This window comes from Aquabacterium sp. OR-4, assembly GCF_025290835.2.
Classification (GTDB): Bacteria; Pseudomonadota; Gammaproteobacteria; order Burkholderiales; family Burkholderiaceae_C; genus Pseudaquabacterium.
Window position 1 is genome coordinate 2,173,032 of record NZ_JAOCQD020000001.1, and the last position, 24,218, is coordinate 2,197,249.

The following is a 24,218-nucleotide window of genomic DNA, read 5'->3' on the forward strand; positions in this document are numbered from 1 at the left end:
GATAACCCACGAGGAGATAACTCAATGGCACGTACCGTGCAATGCGTCCACCTGAAGAAGGAAGGCGAGGGCCTCGACTTCGCGCCCTACCCCGGCGAGCTGGGCAAGCGCCTCTACAACAACGTCTGCAAGGAAGCCTGGGCGCTGTGGATGCGCCACCAGACCATGCTGGTCAACGAGAACCGCCTGAATCTGGCCGACCAGCGCGCCCGCCAATATCTGGCCCGGCAAATGGAGCAGTTTTTCTTTGGCGGCGGCGTCGATCAACCCACCGGTTATGTGCCGCCCGCCGACTGAACGGGTCGCAACGGGCGCGAATACTTGCACCAAGCTCTTTACATTGATTTTCAGCGATTGAATCTGCGAGAATCCCATACCGCCTGCCCGGCGGGTACCATGCGGGCGGTATCGGTTTCCACTCGAATCCAACGGAGAAAAAATGTCGTCATTGCAGGATCTGCTCGCCCAACGCGCTGAAATCGAAAAGAAAATCGCTGACGCCCAGCGCGAAGAGCGTTCGGTGGCCATTGCCAAGGTCAAGACCTTGATGGCCGAGCATGGCCTGACGGCCGCCGACCTCACCGGCAAGACGCCCACCGTGCGTGCCGCGGCCGCCCCGGGCCCCAAGGCCGGCGGCAAGGTGGCCCCGAAGTTCCGCAACGGCGCCACCGGCGAGACCTGGTCGGGCCGCGGCCTGCAGCCCAAGTGGCTGAAGGCAGCCCTGGCCTCCGGCGCCAAGCTCGAAGACTTCGCGATCACGCCCTGATCGCACCGGGCCCAGGCCACCGCCACCGGTGATCTGAGGCCCAACCCACTGCAAGGGCGCCATTGCGGCACGGCGCCCCACCCCCCTGCCCGTGGCGGCAACGGCCCTTGCGCCGTGTTGCCGTCCACCCTGCCTCACACGCCCGAGACCCGCCTTGATCCCGGCCGCGCCCGAACCGTCCATGTCGTCCCCGCGCTGGTCGGGCTGGGCGCTGCGCGCCGCAGTGGTGCTGGCGGCCTACTGGGCTGCAGGCCAGGTCGGGCTGGCGCTGGCCGGCCTGTCGCCCTTCATCAGTGCGTTCTGGCCAGCGGCCGGCCTGGCGCTGGCCGTGCTGGTGCGTGGCGGCAGCCTGTACCTGCCGGTGCTGGCCCTCGGTGCCTGGCTGGTCACGCTGTCGGCCGGCGCCAGCTGGTGGCTGGCGGCGCTGGTGGCCGTGGGCAACACCGGCGGGCCCTGGCTGGCGGCGCGCTGGCTGCAGCGCAACGGATTCAACCCCCGGCTCGAGCAGCGGCGCGATCTGGCCTTGCTGATTTTGGCCGGCGTGCTGGGCGGCACGGTGGTCTCGGCCGCCAATGGCACGGCCTGGCTGGCACTGGCCGGCCGCATCACCGTGCTCGAACTGCCGCGCGCCAGCCTGCTGTGGTGGGTGGGCGACGCCATGGGCGTGGTGGTGGCCGGCGTGCCCCTGCTCACCCTGGGCCGCCGCAGCCTCGAGCGCGCGCTGGCGCCCGGCCGACGTGCCGGCAACCTGGGGCTGCTGGGCCTGGCCCTGCTGGCCGCCGCCTCGGCCCTGGCGCTGCCGCCGGGGCTGGCCCCGGCAGCGCTGGCCCTGTTGCTGCTGCCGCCGGTGCTGCTGTGCTGGCTGGCCATGCGGGCCGGCCTGGGCGCGGCCTCGGCCGCAGTGCTGCTGCTGGCGCTGGCGCTGCTGGGCGGCACCGCCGCCGGCCTGGGCCCGTTTGCCGCCATGCCGACCTCGCAGGGCCAGCTGCTGCTGTGGGTGCTGATTGCCGCGCTGTCGGCGCTGGTGCTGTTGCCGCATGTGCAACTGGGCGAGCTGGCACGGCTGGAAGAACGCTGGCAACTGGCGCTCGACGGCTCCGACCTGGGCGTGGCCGACTGGAACCTGCGCACCGGCGCCAACTTCAGCTCGCCGCGCTGGCGCGCGCTGATGGCCGATCCCAGCGGCGGCCAGACCGCCACGCTGGAGCGCTGGCTCAGCCAGGTGCATGCCGAAGACCGCGACGCCCTGAAAAGCGCGCTGGCCGCGGTGGACACCCCCGCCGGCGCCGGCCTGCGCCGCGAGGCGCGGGTGCGGGTGCGCGACGGCTGGTGCTGGTTCGACGTGCACGTGATCGTGGCCGAGCGCGACCGCGCCGGCGAGCCGCTGCGCGTGATCGCCTCGCTGGCCGACATCGGCGCACGGCGCAGCGCCGAGGAGCGCGAGCACCTGTCGTCCAACGTCTTCATGCACCTGCACGAAGGTCTGGTGGTCTGCGACGCCGACCTGCGCGTGCTCGACGCCAACCCCACCTACCACCGCATCACCGGCATTGCGCGCGAAGAGCTGATCGGCACCGTGCCCAGCCTGCTGCGCCCCGGCGCCGCCGATGTGCTCAACCGGCCGCAGCAGGCCAGCCTGTGGTCGGCGCTGCGCGGCCAGGGCCACTGGGTGGGCGAGGTGGTCGAGCGCCGCCGCAACGGCGAGGCCTGCGCGCTGCACGTCACCGTCAGCACGGTGCACGCCCCCGACGGCGCGCTGCGCTACCACGTGATGGTGGTGTCCGACGTCACCGAGCAGCGCCTGCAGCGCGAGCGACTGGAGCGCCAGGCCCACTTCGACGAACTCACCCGCCTGCCCAACCGCGCCCGCCTCACCCAGCTGCTGGACGAGGCCATGGCCGCCACCGACCGCGACGGCTACCTGCTGGTGGTGTGCTACCTCGACGTTGATCATTTCAAGACGATCAACGAGCGCCACAGCCACGAAACCGGCGATCTGCTGCTGGCCGAGCTGGCCAATCGCATGCGCAGCGCGCTGCGGGCACGCGGCACGGTCTGGTCGGACACGGCAGCGCGCCTGGGCGGCGACGAGTTCGTGCTGCTGCTGCGCGCCAGCACGCTGGACGAAGCGCGTGCCGCGGTCGAACGCGTGCTGCGCGTGGTCTCGCAGCCGCTGGTGCTGGCCTCGGGTGCGCTGCCCGAGGCGGTGACCGCCAGCGTCGGCGCCACCATCTACCCGCTGGACGCCAGCGACGCCGACACCCTGCTGCGCCATGCCGACCACGCCATGTACGGCGTCAAGCAGTCGGGCCGCAACGGCTACCTGTTCTTCGATCCCGAGCACAGCCGCCGCGCCGAAGAGCGCGCCATGGCCATCGGCCGCGTGCAGGAGGCGCTCGACCGCGGCGAGCTGGTGCTGTACTACCAGCCCAAGGTCGACCTGCGCCGCGGCGTGGTGCTGGGCGCCGAAGCGCTGCTGCGCTGGAACCACCCCGAAAACGGCGTGGTGCCGCCGGCGCAGTTTCTGCCGCTGATCGAACGCACCGGCCTGTCGGCCCGCGTCGGCGACTGGGTGATGGCGCAGGCGCTCGACCAGGTCGAGGTCTGGCAGCGCCAGGGCCTGGACCTGTCGGTCAGCGTCAACATCTCGGCCCGCCACCTGCAGGAGCCCGACTTTGCGCAGCGCCTGTCCGAGCTGCTGGCCCGCCACGCCCAGCCGCTGGGCCCCAAGCTCGAGCTCGAGGTGCTCGAGTCGGCGGCGCTGGGCGACATCGGCCTCACCTCCTCGCTGCTGGCACGCTGCGCCACGCTCGGCGTGCGCTGGGCGCTCGACGACTTCGGCACCGCCTACTCCACCTTCACCAACCTCAAGCGCCTGCCGGTGCAGGTGCTCAAGATCGACCGCTCGTTCGTGCAGCACATGCTGTCGGATGCGCAAGACCGCGCCATCGTCGAAGGCGTGATCGCGCTGGCCCGCGCCTTCGACTGCGTGGTGGTCGCCGAAGGCGTCGAAACCCCGGCCCAGGCACGCATGCTGCTGGACATGGGCTGCGACGTCGGCCAGGGCTCGGGCATCGCCTCGCCGATGCCGGCCGCCGAAGTGGCGCCATGGGTGCGCGAATGGCGCGGCCTGTTCGCGCTGAGCGCCACCACGCCGCTGCCGGACGAGCCCACTGGCGAGGCCGCGCCCACGGCAGCCAGCCCACCGCCCAGCGCCTCGGCCGGCGACTGAGCACCACCCGGCGGCGGCCGGCGGCCAGCCGGGCCCCGCGCGGCAGCGCGCAGCGCCCGCCGTGCGCTTCGCTAGACTCGGCGGGTGCTCCCCCAAGGCTTCATCCAGGAACTGCTGTCCCGCGTCGACATCGTCGAGGTGGTGGGCCGCCATGTCGAGCTCAAGAAGGCCGGCATCAACCACAAGGGCCTGTGCCCGTTTCACGGCGAGAAGTCTCCCAGCTTCATCGTCAGCCCGTCGCGCCAGACCTACCACTGCTTTGGCTGCGGCGCGCATGGCGACGCGATCCGTTTTCTCACCGAGCAGGGCGGCCTGGGCTTCATGGACGCGGTGCGCGAGCTGGCGCAGCAGACCGGCGTCAACGTGCCCGACGACCGCAGCACGCCGGCCGAACGCGAGCGCGAGCAGGCCGAGAAGGCGCAGCGCGCCTCGCTGAGCGACGTGCTGGCCAAGGCCGGCGCGCATTACCGCACCTCGCTCAAGAGCAATCCGCGCGCGGTGGACTACCTCAAGCGCCGCGGCCTCACCGGCCAGGTCGCCGCGCAGTTCGGCCTGGGCTACGCGCCCGACGGCTGGCGCACGCTGGCCAGCGTGTTTGCCCGCTACGACGACCCGCTGCTCACCGAGTCGGGCCTGGTGATCGTGAGCGGCGACGAGGGCGAGGACCAGAAGCGCTACGACCGCTTTCGCGACCGCATCATGTTCCCGATCCGCTCGGTCAAGGGCGAGGTCATCGGCTTCGGCGGCCGCGTGCTCGACCAGGGCGAGCCCAAGTACCTCAACTCGCCCGAGACCCCGGTGTTCCACAAGGGCCGCGAGCTCTACGGCCTGTACGAGGCGCGCCAGGCGCTGCGCAGCAAGGGTTACGCGCTGGTGGTCGAGGGCTACATGGACGTGGTGGCCCTGGCCCAGTGGGGCTATGCCAACGCCGTGGCCACCCTTGGCACGGCCTGCACCGCCGAGCATGTGGTCAAGCTGTTTCGCTTCACCGAGGCGGTGGTCTTCAGCTTTGACGGCGACGCCGCCGGCCGCCGCGCCGCGGCCCGCGCGCTCGAGGCCGCGCTGCCCCATGCCAGCGATACGCGCAGCATCCGCTTCCTGTTCCTGCCCACCGAGCACGACCCCGACTCCTACATCCGCGAGCTCGGCCCCGAGGCCTTCGAGCAGGCACTGGCCGGCGCGGTGCCGCTGTCCACCCAGCTGATCGCCCATGCCGGCGCCGATTGCGACCTGGCCACGCCCGAAGGCCGCAGCAAGATGCTCACCCAGGCCGGCCCGCTGGTGGCCCTGCTGCCCGAGGGCCTGCTGCGCGAGCAACTGGTGGCCGAGCTGGCGCAGCGCGGCGGCCTGCCGGTGGAGTCGCTGCAGGCCCATTGGTCGCGGCGCGCGCAGGGCCGCGCCGGGCGGGCCGAGCCGGCCCGGCGCGAAGCGGCCCCCTCCGGCGCGCCGGCCGACGATGGCGCGCCCTGGCCCAGCGACGCCGCCGACGCCCGCGACGGCAATCCGCCCGACAGCGGCCGCCGGCGCTGGAAAGAGCGCGATGGCGAAGGCGGCAGCGGTGGCGACGGCTGGCGCAAGCGGCGCGACCGCCCTTTCGTGCCGGCCATGGGCGGCCGCCGCACGCCGCCGCAAACGGCCACGCTGCTCGACCGCGCCGCCTGGCTGCTGGCCCGGCATGCCGGCCTGTGGCTCGAACTGTCGGGCGAGGTGCACGACTTCCTCGCCGGCCAGGGCACGCCCTACAACAGCTTCTTTGCCGCGCTGGAGCGAGCCGTGCACGAGCACGGCGGCATCGCACTGCCGGCGCTGCTCGACGAGATGCGGCGCGGCGACGATGCCGACGTGCTGGCGCCGCTGCTCGACCGCATGACCGGCTTTCACGAGGTCGACGACGACGAAGACCCCGCCGCGCTGTTCGACAGCGTGCTGCGCCGCCTGCGCCAGCGCGCCGTGGCCGAAGAGCTGGAGTGGCTGATCGAATCGGGCGAGCTCTCCGAGGCCGCCACCGAACGCCGGCGCGAGCTGATCGAGCTGACCAAGCAGCTCAAGGCCGCCCCCGCAGCAGCCGGCGCATCGGCCAGCAGCCCGCGGCGCTGACCCGCCGGCCAGCTGGCCCGCTGACCGGCCAACAGGTCGGCGTGCTGCCCCGTCGCCCTGCCCACCCGCCAACCCGCAGTTATTCGGCCACGGCTCACGGCTCACGGCTCACGGCTCACGGGCCAACAACAGCCCATCCCCACCGCCAAACCAGGCCTCGCCCAGCAGAAATCAGCGCACGGCTGGTATAATGCTCGATTGGTTAAATCGGCAAGAGTGACGGCAGCACCTCCGGTACCCGGCCACCCGCGAAACGGGCGCGCATTGCGCATCAGGCCACCTTCTTCCGCCAGGGCTGCACCCAAAAAACGTCCACGCGAGCTTGCCCGACCGAGCCTCGCTCCCCTGCACCGACGCTTCGGCCCGGCATGCGCGGGCGTTGCGGCGTGTCTGCCCATCGGGCCGGACATGGCTGCCACGCCGGCCACGCCGTGCGGCCGGCCGGCGTTGCGGCCTGCCCATGCGGGCCGGTGGGGGCCGCGAGGGGCCGGAGCCAACCGTCAGACCATCGCTCAAGGAACTGCATGAACGCCAAGAAGACCGACGCCGCGAAGCCCGAGCCCAAGGCCGACGCCGATGCCGCGCCCGTGAAGGCCGCCAAGGCCGTCAAGGCTGCCGCCGTGGCCGCCGCCCCGCTGGCGCCCGAGGCAGGCAAGGCCACCAAGGCCAAGGCAGCCGCGCCCAAGGCCGACAAGGCGGAGGCCAAGGCCGACAAGCCGGCCAAGCCGGCAGCCAAGACGGCCAAGGCCGCCGCCAAGGGCGCAAAGGCTGTCGAGCCCAAGAAGGCCGAAGAGGACGACCTGATCGACCTCGAGGTCGAGGCCGAGGTGGAGTTCGAGGCCGAGGCCGAACCCGAGGCGGTGGTGGCCGAAGAAGGTGCGGCCGAGGCCAAGGCCAAGCCGCTGCGCATGAAGGTCTCGCGGGCCAAGGAACGCGCGCTGATGCGCGAGTTCGGGCTGGACGAGACCACGCTCACCGAAGAGGAAGTCGCCAAGCGCCGCCAGGAGCTCAAGACCCTCATCAAGATGGGCAAGACGCGTGGCTTCCTCACGCACCAGGAAATCAACGACCACCTGCCCGAGAAGCTGGTGGACAACGAGATCCTCGAAGCCATCGTGTCCATGCTCAACGACATGGGCATCGCGGTCTACGAGCAGGCCCCTGACGCCGCCACGCTGCTGATCGCCGGTGGCAGCACCACCACCGCGACGGAAGAAGAAGCCGAAGAAGCCGCCGAAGCCGCGCTGTCCACCGTGGACAGCGAGTTCGGCCGCACCACCGACCCGGTGCGCATGTACATGCGCGAGATGGGCTCGGTGGAACTGCTCACCCGCGAGGGCGAGATCGAGATCGCCAAGCGCATCGAGGGCGGCCTGCAGTCGATGATGCAGGCCATCAGCGCCTCGCCCAAGACGATTGCCGAGATCCTGGGCTACGCCGACAAGATCGGCGCCGGTGCGATGCAGATCTCGGAGGTGGTCGACGGCTTCGTGGCCGAAGACGAGGCCGACGACTACGTGGCCGAGGAAGACTTCGACGAATTCGACGAAGAAGACGACGACGACGGCGCCGGCGGCTCCAAGGCCCTGACCAAGAAGCTCGAGGAGCTGAAGAACCAGGCGCTCGAGCGCTTCAGTCTGGTGCGCCAGCACTTCGAGAAGATGCGCGCGGCGTATGAGAAGGACGGCTACGGCTCGGCCGGCTACGTGAAGTGCCAGGGCCAGCTCACCGCCGACCTGATGACCATCCGCTTCACGGTCAAGACCATCGAGCGGCTGTGCGATGTGCTGCGCTCGCAGGTCGATGACGTGCGCCGCTTCGAGCGCGAGATCCGCAAGATCGTGGTCGACCGCTGCGGCATGCCGCAAGAGCAGTTCATCAAGTCCTTCCCGCCCAACATCCTGAACCTGAAGTGGGCCGAGAAGGAAATCGCCGCGGCCAAGCCCTTCAGCGCCATCCTCGGCCGCAACCTGCCGGCCGTGCAGGAACTGCAGCAAAAGCTGATCGACCTGCAGCAGCAGGCCGTGGTGCCGCTGGACGACCTGAAGGAGATCAACCGCGAGATGAACGCGGGCGAGAAGGCCAGCCGCGATGCCAAGAAGGAGATGATCGAGGCCAACCTGCGCCTGGTGATCTCGATCGCCAAGAAGTACACCAACCGCGGCCTGCAGTTCCTCGACCTGATCCAAGAGGGCAACATCGGCCTGATGAAGGCGGTGGACAAGTTCGAATACCGCCGCGGCTACAAGTTCTCGACCTACGCCACGTGGTGGATCCGCCAGGCCATCACCCGCTCGATCGCCGACCAGGCGCGCACCATCCGCATCCCGGTGCACATGATCGAGACGATCAACAAGATGAACCGCATCTCGCGCCAGCATCTGCAGGAGTTCGGCTTCGAACCCGATGCACCGACGCTGGCCGAGAAGATGGAGATGCCCGAGGACAAGATCCGCAAGATCATGAAGATCGCCAAAGAGCCGATCTCCATGGAAACGCCGATCGGTGACGACGACGACAGCCACCTGGGCGACTTCATCGAGGACACCAACAACGTGGCCCCGGTGGAAGCCGCGATGCAGGCCGGCCTGCGCGACGTGGTCAAGGAAATCCTCGACTCGCTCACGCCGCGCGAGGCCAAGGTGCTGCGCATGCGCTTCGGCATCGAGATGTCCACCGACCACACGCTGGAAGAAGTGGGCAAGCAGTTCGACGTGACCCGCGAGCGCATCCGCCAGATCGAGGCCAAGGCCATCCGCAAGCTCAAGCACCCGAGCCGTTCGGACAAGCTGCGCACGTATCTGGACAACCTGTAAGGCGGGCCAGCGGCGTGGTCTGCCTCCGTGGTCCGCGTCAGTGGACTGCGACGCAGCGGCACCGCGGCTTGCGGCAATGCCACAGGCCCGGGCCCCCGCCGGACCCGCTGTGATCGGCCAGGGCGGCAAGCCGCCAGACCGTGCTGACAAGGCGCCCCGCGGGGCGCCTTTTTCATGGGGGCTGCGCCGGCCGGGTGTGGCAAGGTTCACGGCTAAACTGCGGCGCATGACGCGCATTGCCGAGCGCACCGTACTTTTTGCCGACCTGCGCGGCAGCACCGCGCTCTACGAGACGCTGGGCAACGCCGAGGCCACCTCGGTGGTCACCCACACCGTGGCGGCGCTCACGCGCTCGGTGCCGGCGGCCGGCGGCGTGGTGGTCAAGACCCTGGGCGACGGCTTGATGGCGGTGTTCGAGACCCCCGCGGCCGGGCTGCAGTCGGCCTTGCTGATGCACGACGAGCTCGATCAGCTGGTCAGCCGCGGCCGCGAGCGTGGCGCGTCGGCGGGCCTGCGGGGCCTGAAGCTGCAGGTGGCGCTGGCGCGCGGCGAGATCGTCGAGATGGGCGGCGACTGCTTTGGCGATGCCGTCAACGTGGCGGCGCGCCTGCTCGACCACGCCAGCGACAACGAGACCCTGATCACCGCCGAGGTGCTGGCCGGCCTGTCGGGCGAGCAGAAGAAGCGCTTTCGCTCGCTCGACTGGATGCACCTGCGTGGCCGGGCCGAGCCGGTGCAGGTGCATGTGGCTGGCGGCCGGCGCGGGCTGGACATGCCGGTCACGCAGTTCGGCCCGGTGCCCAGCTCGGCCGAGCCCGAGGCGGTGCGCCTGAGCTGGGGCCCGCTGGAGGTGGTGTTTGATGGCGGCAGCATGCCCATCGTGCTGGGCCGCAGCCCGCAGGCGCAGTTCCGGGTGGACGACTCGCGGGTGTCGCGCTCGCATGCCCGCATCGACTGGCATGGCGGCGCCTTCCAGGTCACCGACCTCAGCTACAACGGCAGCTATGTGCAGTTCGCCAGCAGCGACGACGTGGTGAGCCTGCGCCGCGGCCGCTGCATGCTGCATGGCAGCGGCACCATCGGCCTGGGCGGCACGCCCAAGGACCCTAACGCGCCATGTGTGCGCTTCGAGGTGCTGGCCTTCTACGACACCGTGCCGCAGCCGGGCTGAGCCGATGGCCCGCCCGCAAACGCCTGCCACGCTGCGGGTGCTGTATGTCGAGGACGATCGGCTGTGCGCCCTGCTGTTTGCCGAGATGCTGCGCGGCGAGGCTGGCATCACGCTGCGCCTGGCCGAAGACGCGGCCGAGGCCCTGGCCATCGCCACCGACTGGCCGCCCGACGTGCTGGTGCTCGACGCCTGGCTGCCCGACCTGAGCGGCCACGAACTGCTGCCGCGCCTGCTGGCCCTGCCGGGCGTGCGCCCGCGCCACACCATCATGTGCTCGGCCGACAGCGACCCCGACGACCGCGCACGCGCCGCGGCGGCCGGTTTTGCCGAGTTCTGGGCCAAGCCGGTGGCGGCCAGCGCGGTGCGCGCCGCGCTGCAGGCGCTGGCCACGGCCGGCTGAGCGGCCGGCGGCGGCGCATGCCGGACAATGCGCCGCGATGAACTTTGCCCCTGAACCCGCCTACCGCCACGGCCAGCCCGAGCGCAGCGCCGTGCTGCTGGTCAACCTGGGCACGCCCGATGCGCCCACGCCGGCCGCGCTGCGCCGCTACCTGGCCGAGTTCTTGTGGGACCCGCGGGTGGTGGAGATTCCACGCCCGCTGTGGTGGCTGATCCTGCACGGCGTGATCCTGCGCCTGCGGCCGGCCAAGTCGGCCGCCAAGTACGCCAGCATCTGGGCTGCCGATGGCTCGCCACTGCTGCTGGGCACCCGCGGCCAGGCCGAGGGCCTGCAGGCCCTGCTGGATGCCCGCGGCCACACCGTGCTGGTGCGCTTTGCCATGCGCTACGGGCAACCGGCCATCGCCGCCGAGCTGGATGCACTGAAGGCGGCCGGCGCCACCCGCATCCTGGTGCTGCCGCTGTACCCGCAGTACGCCGCGGCCACCACCGGCAGCGTGGTCGACGCGGTGGGCGCCTGGGCCCGCCGCAGCCGCCGCGTGCCCGAGCTGCGCTTCGTCAACCACTACCACGACGATCCGGCCCACATCGCCGCGCTGGCGGCCAGCGTGCGCGAGCATTGGGCCGCCCACGGCCGCGGCCAGAAGCTGGTGATGAGCTTTCACGGCGTGCCCGCGCGCAGCCTCGCGCTGGGTGATCCGTACCACTGCGAATGCCATGTCACGGCGCGGCTGCTGGCCCAGGCGCTGGGCCTGTCGGCCGACGGGTACATCGTCACCTTCCAGAGCCGGCTGGGCCGCGCGCAATGGCTGGAGCCCTACACCGAGCCCACGGTGCAGCGCCTGGCGCGCGAAGGCATCCGGCAGCTGGATGCGATCTGCCCCGGTTTTGCCACCGACAACCTCGAAACCCTCGAGGAAGTGGGCATGGAGGTGCGCGACGCCTTCCTGGCCGCCGGGGGCGAACGTTTTGCCTACATCCCCTGCCTGAACACCCGCGCCGACGGCCTGGCCGCGCTGGCCGATCTGGCCGAGCGCCATCTGCAGGGCTGGCCCACCCGCAGCGACAGCGGGCCCACGGGCGAGGCGCTGGCGGCCCAGCGCCAGCGCGCCCTGGCCCAGGGCGCCAGCGACTGACGGCGCGGCCCCGCCAGTCAGCGCAGGCGCCGCCGCAGGCGCAAGGCCAGGCCCAGCAGGCCGCCGGCCAGCAGGGCCCAGCTGCCGGGCTCGGGCACCGGGTTGGCGGTGAACACCGCACCCTGCACCGCATCGAAGCTGAAGTTGCGGATGTCGTAGGTCGACGACTGGGCGCTGAAGCTGGCGCCCGCCAGGGCCGCAGCGGCAATCTCGGCCGAGCCGCCCTGCCCGTCCTGCTGGCGCAGGAAGCTCTCGACCTCGAAGCCACCGCTGGCCGCAAAGGCGTTGGGATCGGTGCTGCCGAGAAAGTGGAACTCGATTGCCAGCCCGTCCAGATCGAGCGGCTGCCCGGCGCCGAACACCACGGTGTCGGTGCGGAAGCCCTGCGTGGCATCGCCCTCGATCTCGAGCACCATGCGGCTGCCAGCCTCGGCGGTGAAGCCGCCCTGGATGACCAGCGTGCCCGGCGAGTTGCCCGGCGCCAGGGTGCCGCGGTGGGTGACCCCGCCGCTGATCGTGCCGGTGCCGCCCAGAAAGCCATGGGTGCCGATGACGACCTGCTGCGCGTGCAGGCGGCTGTTGATCAGCACCACGGTGCCGGTGCCGCCGTCCTCATGGCCGGTGTCGGTCTTGCGTGCGCCCACACCCACCCAGCCGGCGGTAAGCGTGGAGCCCTCGGATGCGATCACCGTGCCGTCGCCCCCGGCCAGCCGGCCCACGTACAGGTTGCCGTCGCCCAGGTCGAGCTGGCTGGCGCCGCGCAGGCGCAGCAAACCGCTGCCGTCGCGGCCCACCGTGCCACCGGCCAGGCCGGCGCCGGCCGTGACGGTGAGGCGTGAGCCACCGCTGAGCGTGAGGCTGCCGTCGCCCCCCGCCGAGTAGCTGGAGCCGCCGATGGTGAAGCCGGCGCCGTCCGTGCCGGCATTGGCCAGCGTCATCACGCTGGCGTTGGCCAGCGTGGCAACGCCAACGCCGCCGCCATCGGCCACCACCAGAAAGGCGCCCGACTGCGAGCCCGCGCTTTGCTGCCCGCTCATCGACAAGGTGCCGTTGTCGGCCGTCAGCAGACCGACACCCGCGCCGCGGCCGACGACGATGCCCAGGCCGTGCACCGCACCGCCCTGGCGCACCGCGAGCTGGCCGGTGCTCTGCGGCCCCACGCCGACGCCGATGAAGGCATCGGTGCCGGTCAGGCGGATCTCGGAGCCGCTGCCGCTCACCGTGGCCACGCCCTTGCCGCCCACCGTGAACTCGCCCGAGCCGCCGATGTACAGGCTGGTGCTGCGCCGGTTGGCCGGCGTCGACACCGCGCCGCCCTGCAGCAGCAGTTGGCCACCATCTGTGATGGCCAGCGTGCCATTGCCGTCGCGGCCGACGCGCATGAAGGGGTTCCAGGTTTCGGCCGCGCTGTCGGGTGCCGACGATTCGCTGCGCAGCAACACCACGCCGCCGGCGCCGATGTTCAGGCTGCCGCTGGAGTTGGCATCACGCCCCAGACTGAAACCCAAACCGCCGGTGGTGCTGGTGCTGGCCAGCAGTTCGAGGCGGCCGCCGTTGCCGACGGTCACGCTGCCTCGGCCGCCATTGCGGCCGATGTCCATGGCTGCGACATTGCTGCTGCCGTTGGCGGCCGCAGTGGCCGTGCCGTCCACCCGCATGAGACTGCCATGGCCGTCGATGGTGAGCGAGGCCACCCCGCCACTGCGCCCGACCGCGGCATAGAACATGCCGTCGATCACGCCGCCGTCGCGGATGTCGACGAAGGCCGTGCCGGTGCTGGTGGTGACATTGAGCACCCCCGACATGCCCTGGAAGTGCACGCGCGAGCCCGCCCCGGTCACCAGCATGTCGGTGCGGCCGCCACCGGAGCTCAGGTTCATCGCCGTGAACGCGTTGCCATCGCCCTCGATGCGGATCTCGCCGCCGGCGGCCACGGTGACGCTGACCGAGGCATTGGTGTGCTGCGCGGTCAGGAAGCGCGCGTACTGGCCGGGCTCCAGCGTGCCGCCGGTCACGCGCCACAGCGAGCCCGCACCCTGGATCGAGGCCTCGGCAAAGCTGCGCTCGCTGCCGGTGGGGCTGCTGCCCCCCGGCGCCAGGCCGAGGTGGGCGTTGTCGGTGATCAGGGTGCCGCCGGCCAGCACGTTCACGGTGCCACGCGTGCTGCCGCCTGGCGTGCCAAAGGTGAAGCTGTCGACCGGCGGATGGAACACCGCCAGACCGCCCACGCCGAAAAAGCGCAGAAAGCTGGCCTGCGAGCCCGCGCCGCTGACCGTGAACACCCCGGTCGAGCCGGCGGCGTTGCCGATGAAGTTGTTGCAGTAGTGGAACTGGCCGAGGCAGCTGGCCGCCTCGGCGCGGCCATCGAGCACCGCGCCGCCCGAGACCGTGAGCGCACCGTGGCCCCATTCACCCACGCCCAGCCGGTTGATCACGCCGTCAGAGAAGCCGTCACCCACCAGCCGCACCACGGTGCCACTGCCGTCGATCAGCACCGTGCCGTGGCCACTGCCATTGCCGCTGGGGCCGATGGCCAGCGTGCCCACACGCAACTGGCTGCCGCCCAGCGCATTGAAGCTGCCCGGCGCACTGTGGCCCACCTGCAGGCCCACATTGCCCAAGTCGGCGTTGCCAGGCCCGCTGGGCACGGCGGCCAGGGCGGGGTAGACCTGCACCGCGCCACTGCTGCTGAACTGCGCTTGCGCCGGCAGGGCCGCCACCAGCCCCAGGCTGGCCAGGGCCACCGGCGTCAGGGGCCAGCCTCGCCACCGCTTGTTGTCTGCACGGGGGGCGGCCCGGTGTCCAGGCCGGTGTCCGGCCCGGTATTCGGCCCGGTATTCGGCCGGGTGTTGGTCCCGGTGTTGGGCCCGCAGGTTCAGTACGCTCTGCCAGACGCTGCGCTGCATGGAGATCTCCTGATCGTGGAGCTCTGCACACTAGCCATCCGGTGGGCCGGCACATCCGTGATTTCAATGACAGGTCCGCCCCTAGAACAAGGGAGGGCAGCCCAGTCCGTCAGCCCTGGTGCGCCAGTTCGCGCTGCTGGCGCTGTCGCCGCCAGGCCATCAGCCGCGGCAGCACCAGCACCGCGGCAATCACCAGCAGCAGCGCCAGCGAGCCGGGGCGCTGCAGAAAGATCGTCCAGCGGCCCTCGCCAATGGCCACGGCGTTGCGCATCTGGGCCTCGGCCAGCGGGCCCAGGATCATGCCCACCACCACCGGCGCGGTGGGAAAGTCGAAGCGCCGCAGCACCAGGCCCAGCAGGCCGATGGCGTACAGCAGCACCAGATCAAAGGCGCTCTGGCGCATGCCGTACACGCCCACGGTGGCAAAGATCAGGATGCCGGCGTACAGGTGCGCCTTGGGCAGCTTGAGCAGCTTGACCCACAGGCCCACCAGCGGCAGGTTCAGCACCAGCAGCATCACGTTGCCGATGTACAGGCTGGCGATCAGCGCCCACACCAGCGAGGCATTGCTGTCAAACAGCTGCGGCCCGGGGTTGATGCCGTAGTTCTGGAACGCCCCCAGCAGCACCGCCGTGGTGTTGGAGGTGGGAATGCCCAGCGTCAGCAGCGGGATCAGCGTGGCCGTGATGGCCGCGTTGTTGGCCGCCTCGGGCCCGGCCACGCCCTCGATGGCGCCGCCCTTGCCAAACTCGGCCTGGTGCTTCGACAGCTTCTTCTCGGTGGCGTAGCTCAGGAAGGTGGGGATCTCGCTGCCGCCGGCCGGAATGGTGCCGAACGGGATGCCGATGAAGGTGCCGCGCAGCCAGGCCGGCCACGAGCGACGCCACTCCTGCGCGCTCATGTGCACGCGGCTCATCGCGTTCTGGGTCTCGACCACGCGGCCTTCAAACAGCACCGCATGCAGGGCCTCGGCCACGGCAAACAGGCCCACCGCGATCAGCACCACCTCCAGGCCGTCCATCAGCTCGGGCACGCCCATCGTGTAGCGCGCCTGGCCCGAGATCTGGTCCAGGCCCACCAGGCCCATCGCCAGGCCGATGCCCAGTGCGGTCAGGCCGCGCAGCGTGCTCTGCCCCAGCACCGCACTCACGGTGCAGAAGGCCAGCACCATCAGCAAAAAGTACTCGGGCGGGCCCAGCTTGACCGCGTGCGTGGCCACCAGCGGTGCAAACAGCGTGACCACCACCGTGGCGATGCTGCCGGCCACGAAGCTGCCGATGGCCGCCGTGGCCAGCGCCGCGCCGGCGCGGCCGCTGCGGGCCATCTTGTTGCCCTCCATCGCGGTGATCAGCGAGCCGGCCTCGCCGGGCGTGTTCATCAGGATCGAGGTGGTCGAGCCGCCGTACATCGCGCCGTAGTAGATGCCGGCAAAAAAGATCATCGAGGCCGTCGGGTCGACCTTCAGCGTGATCGGCAGCAGCATGGCCACCGCGGTGGACGGGCCGATGCCCGGCAGCACGCCCACCGCCGTGCCGATGGTGCAGCCCAGCAGCGCCCACGCCAGGTTGACCGGCGTGCCGGCCGTGGCAAAGCCCTGCATCAGCAGGTTCCAGAGATCCATCACCGCCACTCCGTCAGATCCAGCCGGTGCTGGTCAGGCCCGGCAGGCTGATCGCCAGGCCCTTGGAAAACATCCAGAACACCGGCCCGGCGATGGCCATGCCGATCAGCCCGTCGCGCAGCCAGGCGCCCGCACCATGGCGGCCGCGGCCCTGCGCGCCCTTGAAGCCGCGCACCGCCAGGGCAAAGCACAGCGCACAGCTGAGGATGAAGCCGATGCGCGTGATCAGCAGCGCGTTCAGCAGCAGGCCGGCGCTCACCCAGGCAAAGCCCGGCCAGTAGGCGGGCGCGGGCGCGGCGGTGTCGGCGGCGTCATCCGCCTCGTCATCGACCGGCATGCCGCGAAAGCCGCCGCTGAGCGCCTCGCGCAGCAGCAGCAGGCCGCAGCCGCCCAGCAGCGCACTCACGGCCCAGGCCAGAAAGGCCGGGCCCACGCCACCGTAGCCGGCGTCGCCGCCGATCTGCGAGGCGCCGGCGGCCAGCAGTGCGGCCAGTGCGAGCACGCCCGCACTCACTGCCAGCTGCCGTGGATGTGCGCTGCCGCTGCGCATCAGATCATGCCGGCCTTGACCATCACCGCGCGCAGCGCGGCGAACTGGTCGTCGACGAACTTGTCGAACTCGGGGCCGGTCATCAGCGCGGGCGTCCAGCCGTTGGTCTCGACCGCCTGCGCCCAGGCCGCGCTCTTGGTGGCCTTGAGGATCATCTCGGTGAGCGCCTTGCGCTGCTCGGGCGTGATGCCCGGGGCGGCGTAGATGCCGCGCCAGTTGCCGATCTCGACGTTGAAGCCCAGCTCCTTGAGCGTGGGGGCGTCCACGCCCTTCAGGCGGGTGGGCGCGGTCACGGCGATCGGGCGCATCTTGCCGGCCTTGATGTACTCGCCGAACTCGGTGTAGCCGCTGCCGCCCACCGTGACGTTGCCGCCCAGCACCGCAGCCACGGCCTCGCCGCCGCCCCGGAAGGCCACGTAGTTGATCTTGCCGGCATCCACGCCCACCTCGCGCGCCAGCATGGCCGCGGCGATGTGCTCGGTGGAGCCACGCGAACCGCCACCCCACTTGACGCTGCCGGGGTCTTTCTTGAGCTGCTCGACGACTTCCTTCATCGACTTCAGCGGCGAGGCGGCGGGCACCACGAACACCTGGTACTCGCTGAGCAGGCGCGCGATCGGCGTGGCCTGCGACAGGTTCACCGGCGGCTTGCCGGCGATGATGCCGCCCACCATCACGGCGCCCATCACCATCAGCGCGTTCGGGTCGCCCTTGCTGGCGTTGACGAACTGCGCCAGGCCGATGGCGCCGGCCGCGCCGCCCTTGTTCTCGTAGTTCACGGTGGCCGCCGCGCCGGCTTCCACCAGCGCCTTGCCGAGTGCGCGGCCGGTGCCGTCCCAGCCGCCACCGGGGTTGGCCGGGATCATCATCTTCAGATTGGCCGCGGCCGCGTCGGCGCGCGTGGCCAGGCTGGCGCTCGCGCCGAGCGCCAGCAGGGTCTTGAGGAAGTCGTTGCGGCGCATGCCGTGTCTCCTGCGTGTGGGCTGCCATGCGGGGCCCGAAGGCCGCTCACATGGCATGAAAGGGAACGATCAGAACGAGTGGTAGATACCGGCTTCGGTGCCGCGCGAGCCCTGGCCTGCCGTGACCGTGCTGCCGCCAGGGATCACGTACTTGGCGGCGCCGCTGTTGGTCACGCGCGAGATCGTCGCATACAGCGAGGTGCGCTTGGACAGGGCGTACACCGTGCCGAGTGCCAGCTGCTTGCCGCTGTAGTCGACCTTGCCCACCGAGTTGCTGAAGTTGGCATGGGTGTAGCTGGCGCGCAGCGTGGTCTGCCCCATCGTGTAGGTGCCCCCCAGTGACCAGCCGGTCTGCTCGCGCGTGGTCTGCTCGCTGCGGTGCAGCAGCAGCATGGCGCGGGCATTGCCGAAGCGGTAGCTGCCGCCCAGGTTGGCCACCTTGAAGTTGTCGCCGGCGGCGTTGTTCTCGGTGCTCGAGATGGCCGCAGCCACGTCGAGCTCCTTGTTGGCATAGCCGATGCGCGCACCGGCGTACTTGCCCGGGCTGCCTTCGCCAAAGGCGAACATCGCCTGGCCGTACACGCCACCCAGGGTGTCGGGCAGGTGGTAGCCCACCGAGTTGTTGGCCCGCACCACGGTCGATGCGCTGCTCGACAGGCCATCAAAGCCATACAGCAGGTTGCTGGCCGCGCCCACGCCATTGGTGCCGAAGGCGTTGAAGCGGCTGATGCTCCAGAAGGTGGGCGTGTAGTCGCGGCCCAGGCGCAGCTCGCCCACGCCCTTCTTGGCCAGGCTGACGGTCGAGCGCCGGCGGAAGTCGAGGCTGCTGCCACCGGTGTCGGGGCTCAGGGCGCCTTCGAGGTGGAAGCCGGCGCTCATGCCGTCACCCAGGTCTTCGGTGCCGCGAAAGCCCAGACGGCTGGTCTGCAGGCCGTCGATGCTCATCAGGTTCACGCGCTTGCTGCCGTTGGTGAGCTGCTGCACGCCGACGTCGAGCACGCCGAACACCGTGACGCTGCTCTGCGCGAAGGCAGGTGCCGACAGGGCGACGAGGGCGGCCGCGGCCAGCGCACCGTGGCGCAAGGTGCGGCGGGCGGGGGCAAAGGGGATCATGGGGTTCAAGGTCTTGTCTCCTGCGGATGTCGTGATGGCGGCGCGTGCGGCCAGCGGCTGTTGGCGCCAGCCGGCATGCTCGACAGCCAGGCTGTCAAACCGCTGTCCACAGCCTGCGGGTAAACCACGATGGCCCCACAAGCCGGGCGCTCGGCCGCCCGCAGCGTCAAAGCGCTGCTAAGGTGCGCGCCGTGAAAGTGCTGCTGATCGAAGACCACGAAGCCATGCAAGCCACGCTGCGCCGCAGCCTGGAGCGCGGCGGCGGCGTGCAGGTGCTGTGCTGCGGCGACGGCGCGCGCGCGCTCGAGCGCTGGCGCGCCAGCTGCCCGGACGTGGTGCTGCTCGACCTCGGCCTGCCCGGCCGCGACGGCCTGCAGGTGCTGGCCGATGCGCGCGCCGAGGGGCTGCGCACGCCGGTCTTGATCCTCACCGCCCGCGGCACCGTGGGCGACCGCGTGCTGGGCCTGAACACCGGCGCCGACGACTACCTGCCCAAGCCCTTCGACCTGGACGAGCTCGAGGCGCGGCTGCGCGCGCTGGCACGGCGCGGCGGCGCGCCGGCCGACGGACCCGGCAGCTTCATGGGCCTGCAGGTCGATGGCGACAGCGGCGCCGTCTACCACCGCGGCGAGGCGCTGGAGCTGCCGCCGCGCGAGGCCGCGCTGCTGCGCGCGCTGCTGGCGCGGCCCGGCCAGGCCGTGGCCAAGGAGCGGCTGCTGGCCCTGGTGTTTGCCGACGAGCCCGAGGTGCTGCCCGACGCCATCGAGGTGGTGGCCTACCGCCTGCGCAAGAAGCTGGCGCGCACCGGCGCACGCATCGTCACGCTGCGCGGCCTGGGTTATCTGCTGAAGGCCGATGACGGCAGCACGGCCACCAGCCCCGCCGCCGGCTGAACCGGTGGCGGCCGGGCGCAGCGCGGCCGAGCCGCTGGCCGCCCGCGCGGGCCGCGCGCTGCAGCGGCTGTCGATGCGCGCGCGCCTGCTGCTGGGCATCTTGCTGCCGGTGGGCCTGCTGCTGGCGCTCAACACCGCGTCGATCTACCGCCAGGCCCTGCACTCGGCCGACATCGCCTACGACCGCACGCTGCTGGCATCGGCCAAGGCCATCGGCGAGCTGCTCACCGTCACCGGCCCCGAAGGCGCACCGCGCCTGCTGGCCCAGGTGCCCTATGCCGCGCTGGAGGCCTTCGAGGCCGACAACCGCAGCCGCATGTACTACCGCGTCACCGGCTTCCAGGGTGAGCATGTGTCGGGCTTCGACGACCTGCCGGTATGGCGCGGCCGCATCCCCGACCGCGGCATCTACGCCGCGCTGGTCGATTTCTACGACGACCGCTACCGCGAGCAGCCGGTGCGCGTGGCCGTGCTGCTGCAGCCGGTGGCCAGCCCGGTGACCCAGGGCACCGCCACCATCCAGGTGGCCGAGACGCTGGAGCTGCGCCAGACCCTGGCGCGCCAGATGCTGCTGGACACGCTGTGGCACCAGGCCCTGCTGATGGCGGTGATCGCCGTGGTGGTGACGGCGGTGGTGCACTGGGTCACGCGGCCGGTGCGCCGGCTCAGCACCGCCATCGGCGCGCGCCGCGCCGGCGAGCTGGCGCCGCTGGATGGCGCCGAGGCCCCGCGCGAGCTGCGCCCGCTGGTCGAGGCGGCCAACGACGCGCTGCAGCGCCAGGCCCGGCTGCTGGCCCACCAGAAGCGCTTTGTGCGCGACGCCTCGCACCAGCTGCGCACGCCGCTGGCGGTGCTGCGGGTGCAGGTGCAGTCGGCGCTGCGCGGCGATCTGCCGGCGCGCGAGGCCTTGCTGGAGATCGGCCACACCGTCGACGGCGCCACCCGCCTGGCCAACCAGATGCTGGCGCTGGCCAAGGTGGAGCAGCTGCGCCAGCAGGGCGACGCGCCGGTGCTCGACTGGGCCGAGGTGGTGCGCGACGTGGCACTCGATCTGGCACCGCTGGTGGCCGCGCGCAACCTCGACTTCCACCTCGACGCCCAGCCGATGCCGGTGCGCGGCCACGCCTGGGCGCTGCACGAGCTGGTGCGCAACCTGCTGCACAACGCCATCCGCGTCTCGCCCGAGGGCGCCGCGCTGGGCCTGCGCATGCACACCGCCGACGGCCAGGCCCAGCTCACCGTGGCCGACCAGGGCCCGGGCATCGCCGACAGCCTGCGCCCGCGCCTGATGCAGCCCTTTGCGCGCGGCGACACCGACGAGGTGGCCGCCGATGGCGCCGGCCTGGGCCTGGCCATCTGCCAGGAGATCGTGGCCTCGCTGGGCGGCCGCCTGACGCTGGACAACCGCCTCGACGGTGCCCGGGTGCTGGGCCTCGACGCCAGCGTGCGCCTGCCGCTGGCCCACCAGCCGCCGACCTGAGCGCCGGCGCCGCAACGCCAGCCGGGCTGCGCCGCGCGGCCCTCAGGCTGGCGCCAGGGCCGCAAACTGCTCGGGCAGCAGGGCCAGGTCGGGGTGGCTGTGCGCCGTGCCCAGCACGAAGTCCACAAACACCCGCACCCGCGTCGGCAACTGCCGGTCGGGGTAATGCAGGAACAGCTGCAGCCCGCGCGGCGCGCAGTGCGGGTGCAGCACCCGCAGCGCGCCGGCCCGCAGCTGCGGCAGCGCCGCCACCAGCGGCACCTGGGCCACGCCCAGGCCCGCCGCGCAGGCGGCGATCAGCGTGCTGAAGTCGTTGCACACCAGCGGCCCGCCCACCACCAGCGGCTGCACGCCACCGTCGCGCTGCAGCCACCAGGGCGCGGCCTGGCTGTCGCCAGCCGGCTTCAGGCCGAGGCCATGGCGGCGCGCCAGCTCGGGCAGCTCGTCGGGCAGATCGGGCCGGGCCGCAAAACCCGGCGATGCGCACAGCACCAGGGCCAGCGGGCCCAGCGGCCGGGCCACGTAACCGGCGTCGCGCAGCGGCCCGATGCGGATGCCCACGTCAAAACGCGCCGCCACCAGATCACTCACCTGCTCGCTGCACTCGATGTCGAGCACCACCTGCGGGTGCCGGGCATGAAAATCCGCCAGGCCGGCCGCCAGATAGCCCCGCACATAGGGCGACACCGCCGTCACCCGCACCGTGCCGGTGGCCGCGGCCACGCCGCCACGCAGGTTCTGGAAGGCGGCGTCCAGCGAGGCCAGCGGCGCCTCGCACTCCGCCAGCAGCGCCGCCCCTTCGGCGCTGAGCGACAGCTGCCGCGTGGTGCGGGCAAACAGGCGCACGCCCAGTTGCGCCTCGAGCCGCGCCACATTGCGGCTGACGGCCACCGCCGAGACACCCAGCGCCTCGGCCGCGCGCGCAAAGCTGCCCCCGCGCGCCGTGTGCACAAAACTCACCATGCCCCGCAAGCTCTCCATGCAGGCCCTCCCGGCCATTCGTCTGGTTTGCGCTGCATTCCTAACCTGCCGTTCGGTCTGAATGAGCCGCGGCGGCGATTGTGGCCGCTGAACGCGCTGACTAAAGTGCCCCCGTTGTCACACTTCTTCGCCCTTGCGGCCTGCCCATGCCCATCATCAACCCGAATCCCCTGGCCATTGCCGCTGCCGCACTGGCCATCTTCATGATCAGCTACGTCTGGTACACGCCGTTGTTTGGCCGCCAATGGGCGCAGGAGATGGGCCTGCCGCCCGATCACAGCCCCGGTGGCGCGGCGCTGGCGCGCGGCCTGGTGCTCACCGCGGTGGGCGCGCTGCTGATGAGCATGGTGCTGGCCAACAGCATGGCCGTGTGGCACCCCAAGGCCTGGGGCCTGACCGTGCCCGGCCCGGGCGCGGCCGAGCAGGTGCTGTCGGCCTCGGGTTTCAGCTGGCTGGGCTTTGTGCTGCCGGTGCTGCTGCACCGCCTGGCCTGGGAGAAGTTCTCGCTGCGCCTGCTGGCCATCAACGGCGGTTACTACCTGGTGTCGCTGCTGGCCGCCGCGCTGGTGCTGCGCCTGATGGCCTGATGGCCTGTGGCCTGCGGGCCACACCCCGGCGGCAGCCCCCCAGCGCGGGCCGCACACCCCAGCCGGCCCGCGGGCCGGCTGTTGCCGTGGGGCCCTGGCGCCGGCGCCAGGCCACCACGCGCGCGTGATCGCCGACAATCCGGCGCCATGAGTTCCGCCGCCGCCACGCTCCAGTCCACCTCCGACGGCCTGCGCCTGGACAAATGGCTGTGGGCCGCGCGTTTTTACAAGACCCGCTCGCTGGCCGCCGACGACATCGACAAGGGCCGCATCGCGGTCAATGGCCAGGCGGCCAAGCCGTCGCGCAACCTGCGCCCGGGCGATGTGCTCGAGATCCGCCAGGGCCCGGTGCGGCGCACGGTGGTGGTGCGCGCCCTGAGCGCCGTGCGCGGCCCCGCCCCGGTGGCGCAGGCGCTGTACGAAGAAACCGCCGACAGCCTGGCCGCGCGCCAGCAGGCCGCCGAGGCGCGCCGCCTGGCCGCCGAGCCCGCACTGGCCATTGCCGCCAGCCGCCAGGGCCGACCCACCAAACGCAACCGCCGCGACCTCGAACGCGTGCAGGACGGCCTGCAGGCCGGCGACGCGCCGCCCCTGCCCGGCTGGCAGCGCTGGCGCGCCGAGCTCGACGACGCCTGAGCGCACGCCCCGCCGGCCACCCGGTGCCGCCAGGCGCCCCCCGGCGCCGGCCCGCCGGCGCAGCCGCCGCCGACACCGCCGCGTGCAGCACAGTTTCATTTCACCCCTCTTGAAACGCGGGCAACGCCCCCCACCTCGCCTGCAATCGTGTTCAACCCTTTCAAAAAAACCGCCAAGGCCACCGAGATGACCCCGGAGAACCAGCCGTCTTCCGCCCTGCCCGATGACGACGCCCTGAGCGCAGCCGCCGCTGCGGCCGCCCAGGCCGCCACCGGCGCGCCCGAACTCAAGCTCGACGCGGCGGCCGCCGCCGCCGAGCCCTCGCTCGAACAGCAGTTGGCCGATTTGCAGGCCAAGCACACCGAGATGTCGGACGCCTACCTGCGCGCCAAGGCCGAGACCGAGAACATTCGCCGCCGCACCGAGGACGAGGTGAGCAAGGTGCGCAAGTTCGCGGTCGAGTCCTTTGCCGAGAGCCTGTTGCCGGTGATGGACAGCATGCAGGCCGCCATTGCCATGCCCGACGCCAAGGTGGAGCAGGTGCTCGAAGGCGTGCACGCCACGCTGCGCCAGCTGACCCAGGCGCTTGAGCGCAACAAGGTGGTGCAGATCGCGCCGCCGGCGGGCACCAAGTTCGATCCGCACCAGCACCAGGCGATCAGCGTGGTGCCGGCCGAGCAAGACGCCAACACCGTGGTGGCCGTGCTGCAAAAGGGCTACCTGATCGCTGACCGCGTGCTGCGGCCGGCCCTGGTGACCGTGGCCGCTCCGAAGTGAAGCGCCCACTGACCTGACGCAAAGGCCGGCGCGCCGCACCCTTGAAAGCGCCACCGGCAACCACAACTCCAAGACAACCGAATCCAACTCTCACG

The 24,218-nt window shown here is 71.4% G+C and carries 19 protein-coding genes; 13 read left to right on the forward strand and 6 right to left on the reverse strand.

Going from position 1 to position 24,218, the window contains the following annotated elements:
* Positions 1-24 precede the first annotated feature (24 nt).
* The 8 genes from N4G63_RS09445 to hemH all read left to right on the forward strand — a co-directional run bounded on the left by N4G63_RS09445 (position 25) and on the right by hemH (position 11,617).
* The gene (locus tag N4G63_RS09445) at positions 25-297 is read left to right on the forward strand and encodes an oxidative damage protection protein (protein ID WP_260788055.1); all 273 of its coding nucleotides are present in this window, start codon (positions 25-27) and stop codon (positions 295-297) included.
* A gap of 142 nt (positions 298-439) precedes the next feature.
* Complete coding sequence (locus N4G63_RS09450) at positions 440-766, forward strand: H-NS histone family protein (protein ID WP_260788056.1); 327 nt, start codon at positions 440-442, stop codon at positions 764-766.
* A gap of 181 nt (positions 767-947) precedes the next feature.
* Positions 948-3,998, forward strand: a complete 3,051-nt coding sequence (locus N4G63_RS09455) for a bifunctional diguanylate cyclase/phosphodiesterase (protein ID WP_314599614.1) — start codon at positions 948-950, stop codon at positions 3,996-3,998.
* A gap of 84 nt (positions 3,999-4,082) precedes the next feature.
* Positions 4,083-6,095 (forward strand): DNA primase, encoded by a 2,013-nt coding sequence (gene dnaG / locus N4G63_RS09460; RefSeq protein ID WP_260788059.1) that lies wholly within the window; start codon positions 4,083-4,085, stop codon positions 6,093-6,095.
* Positions 6,096-6,619: 524 nt separating this feature from the next.
* Positions 6,620-8,911: an RNA polymerase sigma factor RpoD gene (gene rpoD, locus N4G63_RS09465; protein ID WP_260788060.1), complete on the forward strand. Its 2,292-nt coding sequence runs from the start codon at positions 6,620-6,622 to the stop codon at positions 8,909-8,911.
* Between the two features lie 226 nt (positions 8,912-9,137).
* Complete coding sequence (locus N4G63_RS09470) at positions 9,138-10,082, forward strand: adenylate/guanylate cyclase domain-containing protein (RefSeq protein WP_314599615.1); 945 nt, start codon at positions 9,138-9,140, stop codon at positions 10,080-10,082.
* A 4-nt stretch (positions 10,083-10,086) separates the two neighbouring features.
* Complete coding sequence (locus N4G63_RS09475; protein ID WP_314599616.1) at positions 10,087-10,482, forward strand: response regulator; 396 nt, start codon at positions 10,087-10,089, stop codon at positions 10,480-10,482.
* Positions 10,483-10,519: 37 nt separating this feature from the next.
* A complete protein-coding gene (gene hemH, locus N4G63_RS09480; protein ID WP_314599617.1) occupies positions 10,520-11,617 on the forward strand; it encodes a ferrochelatase in 1,098 nt (365 codons plus the stop codon).
* A 17-nt stretch (positions 11,618-11,634) separates the two neighbouring features.
* On the opposite strand, the gene N4G63_RS09485 is transcribed toward hemH, so the two are convergent.
* From N4G63_RS09485 to N4G63_RS09505, 5 genes are all read right to left on the reverse strand, one after another.
* The gene (locus N4G63_RS09485) at positions 11,635-14,361 is read right to left on the reverse strand and encodes a beta strand repeat-containing protein (protein WP_260788063.1); all 2,727 of its coding nucleotides are present in this window, start codon (positions 14,359-14,361) and stop codon (positions 11,635-11,637) included.
* 271 nt (positions 14,362-14,632) lie between these two features.
* Positions 14,633-16,144, reverse strand: coding sequence for a tripartite tricarboxylate transporter permease (locus N4G63_RS09490; protein ID WP_260788064.1), 1,512 nt, complete (start codon positions 16,142-16,144; stop codon positions 14,633-14,635).
* Between the two features lie 13 nt (positions 16,145-16,157).
* Complete coding sequence (locus tag N4G63_RS09495; protein WP_314599618.1) at positions 16,158-16,646, reverse strand: tripartite tricarboxylate transporter TctB family protein; 489 nt, start codon at positions 16,644-16,646, stop codon at positions 16,158-16,160.
* A gap of 47 nt (positions 16,647-16,693) precedes the next feature.
* A complete protein-coding gene (locus N4G63_RS09500; RefSeq protein ID WP_260788066.1) occupies positions 16,694-17,656 on the reverse strand; it encodes a Bug family tripartite tricarboxylate transporter substrate binding protein in 963 nt (320 codons plus the stop codon).
* Positions 17,657-17,725: 69 nt separating this feature from the next.
* Positions 17,726-18,769 (reverse strand): porin, encoded by a 1,044-nt coding sequence (locus N4G63_RS09505; protein ID WP_260788689.1) that lies wholly within the window; start codon positions 18,767-18,769, stop codon positions 17,726-17,728.
* Positions 18,770-18,960: 191 nt separating this feature from the next.
* Between N4G63_RS09505 and N4G63_RS09510 the strand changes: the two genes are divergently transcribed.
* Together N4G63_RS09510 and N4G63_RS09515 are read left to right on the forward strand one after the other, a co-directional pair.
* Positions 18,961-19,662 carry a response regulator transcription factor gene (locus N4G63_RS09510; RefSeq protein ID WP_314599619.1) on the forward strand — a complete coding sequence of 234 codons (702 nt, stop codon included), beginning with the start codon at positions 18,961-18,963 and terminating at the stop codon, positions 19,660-19,662.
* 73 nt (positions 19,663-19,735) lie between these two features.
* Positions 19,736-21,142, forward strand: coding sequence for a sensor histidine kinase (locus N4G63_RS09515; protein WP_260788690.1), 1,407 nt, complete (start codon positions 19,736-19,738; stop codon positions 21,140-21,142).
* Positions 21,143-21,184: 42 nt separating this feature from the next.
* On the opposite strand, the gene N4G63_RS09520 is transcribed toward N4G63_RS09515, so the two are convergent.
* Positions 21,185-22,123, reverse strand: a complete 939-nt coding sequence (locus N4G63_RS09520; protein ID WP_260788068.1) for a LysR family transcriptional regulator — start codon at positions 22,121-22,123, stop codon at positions 21,185-21,187.
* Positions 22,124-22,269: 146 nt separating this feature from the next.
* Here N4G63_RS09520 and N4G63_RS09525 point away from each other — a divergent pair, with 146 nt between their 5' ends.
* The 3 genes from N4G63_RS09525 (at position 22,270) to grpE (ending at position 24,123) form a co-directional block, all read left to right on the forward strand.
* Positions 22,270-22,710, forward strand: coding sequence for a DUF1761 domain-containing protein (locus N4G63_RS09525; protein ID WP_260788069.1), 441 nt, complete (start codon positions 22,270-22,272; stop codon positions 22,708-22,710).
* 147 nt (positions 22,711-22,857) lie between these two features.
* Positions 22,858-23,346, forward strand: coding sequence for an Hsp15 family ribosome-associated heat shock protein (locus N4G63_RS09530; RefSeq protein ID WP_260788070.1), 489 nt, complete (start codon positions 22,858-22,860; stop codon positions 23,344-23,346).
* A 186-nt stretch (positions 23,347-23,532) separates the two neighbouring features.
* Entirely contained in the window at positions 23,533-24,123 is a 591-nt protein-coding gene (gene grpE / locus N4G63_RS09535; RefSeq protein WP_260788071.1) for a nucleotide exchange factor GrpE, read from the forward strand.
* Positions 24,124-24,218 lie beyond the last annotated feature (95 nt).

What these genes read in the sequence shown, in the direction of transcription:
- N4G63_RS09445 (WP_260788055.1), top strand. Translation starts at nt 25, where the DNA reads ATGGCACGTACCGTGCAATGCGTCCACCTGAAGAAGGAAGGCGAGGGC.
- N4G63_RS09450 (WP_260788056.1), top strand. Translation starts at nt 440, where the DNA reads ATGTCGTCATTGCAGGATCTGCTCGCCCAACGCGCTGAAATCGAAAAG.
- N4G63_RS09455 (WP_314599614.1), top strand. Translation starts at nt 948, where the DNA reads ATGTCGTCCCCGCGCTGGTCGGGCTGGGCGCTGCGCGCCGCAGTGGTG.
- rpoD (WP_260788060.1), top strand. Translation starts at nt 6,620, where the DNA reads ATGAACGCCAAGAAGACCGACGCCGCGAAGCCCGAGCCCAAGGCCGAC.
- N4G63_RS09470 (WP_314599615.1), top strand. Translation starts at nt 9,138, where the DNA reads ATGACGCGCATTGCCGAGCGCACCGTACTTTTTGCCGACCTGCGCGGC.
- N4G63_RS09475 (WP_314599616.1), top strand. Translation starts at nt 10,087, where the DNA reads ATGGCCCGCCCGCAAACGCCTGCCACGCTGCGGGTGCTGTATGTCGAG.
- hemH (WP_314599617.1), top strand. Translation starts at nt 10,520, where the DNA reads ATGAACTTTGCCCCTGAACCCGCCTACCGCCACGGCCAGCCCGAGCGC.
- N4G63_RS09490 (WP_260788064.1), bottom strand. Translation starts at nt 16,144, where the DNA reads ATGGATCTCTGGAACCTGCTGATGCAGGGCTTTGCCACGGCCGGCACG.
- N4G63_RS09500 (WP_260788066.1), bottom strand. Translation starts at nt 17,656, where the DNA reads ATGCGCCGCAACGACTTCCTCAAGACCCTGCTGGCGCTCGGCGCGAGC.
- N4G63_RS09505 (WP_260788689.1), bottom strand. Translation starts at nt 18,769, where the DNA reads ATGATCCCCTTTGCCCCCGCCCGCCGCACCTTGCGCCACGGTGCGCTG.
- N4G63_RS09515 (WP_260788690.1), top strand. Translation starts at nt 19,736, where the DNA reads ATGCGCGCGCGCCTGCTGCTGGGCATCTTGCTGCCGGTGGGCCTGCTG.
- N4G63_RS09520 (WP_260788068.1), bottom strand. Translation starts at nt 22,123, where the DNA reads ATGGAGAGCTTGCGGGGCATGGTGAGTTTTGTGCACACGGCGCGCGGG.
- N4G63_RS09525 (WP_260788069.1), top strand. Translation starts at nt 22,270, where the DNA reads ATGCCCATCATCAACCCGAATCCCCTGGCCATTGCCGCTGCCGCACTG.
- N4G63_RS09530 (WP_260788070.1), top strand. Translation starts at nt 22,858, where the DNA reads ATGAGTTCCGCCGCCGCCACGCTCCAGTCCACCTCCGACGGCCTGCGC.
- grpE (WP_260788071.1), top strand. Translation starts at nt 23,533, where the DNA reads ATGACCCCGGAGAACCAGCCGTCTTCCGCCCTGCCCGATGACGACGCC.